Origin of the sequence: Rhodopseudomonas sp. BR0C11, assembly GCF_010820945.1 — a bacterium.
GTDB classification, from domain to species: Bacteria; Pseudomonadota; Alphaproteobacteria; order Rhizobiales; family Xanthobacteraceae; genus Rhodopseudomonas; species Rhodopseudomonas palustris_H.
Genome location: NZ_QTKI01000637.1, coordinates 1 through 1,722, shown reverse-complemented (window position 1 = coordinate 1,722; position 1,722 = coordinate 1). Strand labels below are relative to the sequence as shown.

Sequence of the window (1,722 nt, the reverse complement as noted above, 5' to 3'; positions counted from 1 at the left end):
GGTCTCGGGGGCGTGTCGTCGCGGCGGCTTCGGCTTGGTGTCGGCCGGGGCGTCGATGGTGACCTGCGGCAGCGCCTGCTCGGCCCGCGCCGTCCCGGCCGTTAGCGCGACAGTCGTCACGATGCAGCCGACCGCGCAGCCGCGCATCATCTTTCGCCGGACACTCGCCACGCGCACCCCCTCGTGTCCTGCATCGTTGCAAGACGCGCCCGCCCCAAATCTGTTATCGCAGGCGGTCCCGGCAGAGCGCCCACGGTCGCAGCGTGCCCGGCGAGTATGACGAAGTCAATCAAACTTCATACTGACAACCTGGTAACCAGCAAGAGGCACTCGATGCACCGCGTCACCATCACGCTCGACGACGACCTGATGGAGAAGCTCGACGCCATCATCGCGGCGCGCGGCTACCAGAACCGCTCCGAGGCGATCCGCGATCTGGCGCGGATCGGCATCCAGCAGACCGCAGCGGAGACCACTGGCGGGCATTGCGTCGGCGCGATGGTCTATACCTACGATCACTCCAAGCGCGACCTGCCGCGCAAGCTGACGCAGAGCTTCCACCATCACCACGATCTGTCCCGCGCCACGATGCACGTGCATCTCGATCATGATCAGTGCCTGGAAGTGACGATCCTCGACGGCAACGCCACCGAGCTGCAGCATTTCGCCGACCACATCTTCGCCGAACGCGGCGTCCGCTATGGCCGGCTGGTGACGATCCCGGCGGAGCCGCCGGCAGAGGATCACGACCATCATCACGAGCATGACTCGTGATCCTGAGAGGCACGCCAAAAGTCCGCTCCTGACAGGAAGACTCTCAACGTCATTGCGAGCCGAAGGCGAAGCAATCCAGGGGCTCCGTGCACCTACCCGCTGGATTGCTTCGTCGCTTCGCTCCTCGCAATGACGGAACGCTTTCAGCGCTTCGGTGACTTCCGGGCGCGAGGTGTCTTTGCAGGGGCTTTCTTCGCCACGACTTTCGCCGCCTTGTCGTCGCCGATCACGCCCTCGCGCCGCTTCACGGCGTGATAGTAGGCCCACCACAGATGTGCCGCGGCGCCGCGTAGTGGGCGCCAGGGCTCGGCGAGCGGCGCCATCTGTTTCACGGTCGGGCGCGCTTTCAGGCCAAGGCCGATCCGCATCGCTTCCTGCACCGCGAGATCGCCGGCCGGCCAGGCGTCGCCGTGGCCGAGGCAGAACAACAGATAGATGTCGGCGGTCCACGGCCCGATGCCGTGCAGCGCCGTCAGCGTGGCGTGGGCGGCGTCGGCGTCTTCTTCGGCCAGCACATCGAGGTTGAGCCGTTCGGCGGCGAGCTCCTTGGCCAGCGCCTTCAGCGTCTTGATCTTCGCGGTTGAAAGACCGAGCCGCGCCAGCCGGTCGGCCCGCGCCCGCTTGATCGCGCCGTGCTCGAACGGATCGAACGCCGCCGAGACCCGGCCCCAGATCGCTGCGGCCGACGCGGTCGAGAGCTGCTGGCCGCAGACGATCGCGGCGAGGCCGGCAAAGCCCGGCTCGCGCCGGCGCAGCGCCGGCATGCCGGCGACCTGCAGCACGGGCTTGAGCCGCGGGTCCCGCTTCACCAGCGCGGTGATGGCGTCCTCGAGGTCGGCCTGGCTGTCGAGATGAATGGTCATCAGGTGGTTCGGCTTTCCGGCGTCATGCGCGGGCTTGACCCGCGCATCCATCCGCTATCGTAAAAGAGTCTCTCATCCGATGGAT

General features: G+C 67.0%; 2 protein-coding genes. One reads left to right on the top strand and one right to left on the bottom strand.

Translation table 11 applies throughout. The annotated features are described in order from the left end of the window. Positions 1–333 precede the first annotated feature (333 nt). A complete protein-coding gene (gene nikR, locus DYI24_RS26080; RefSeq protein ID WP_164574370.1) occupies positions 334–774 on the top strand; it encodes a nickel-responsive transcriptional regulator NikR in 441 nt (146 codons plus the stop codon). Positions 775–917: 143 nt separating this feature from the next. Here nikR and DYI24_RS26075 read toward each other — a convergent pair whose 3' ends face one another. Continuing rightward, a complete protein-coding gene (locus tag DYI24_RS26075) occupies positions 918–1,637 on the bottom strand; it encodes a DNA-3-methyladenine glycosylase family protein (RefSeq protein WP_205523702.1) in 720 nt (239 codons plus the stop codon). Positions 1,638–1,722: the final 85 nt, after the last annotated feature.

What these genes read in the sequence shown, in the direction of transcription:
- nikR (WP_164574370.1), top strand. Translation starts at nt 334, where the DNA reads ATGCACCGCGTCACCATCACGCTCGACGACGACCTGATGGAGAAGCTC.
- DYI24_RS26075 (WP_205523702.1), bottom strand. Translation starts at nt 1,637, where the DNA reads ATGACCATTCATCTCGACAGCCAGGCCGACCTCGAGGACGCCATCACC.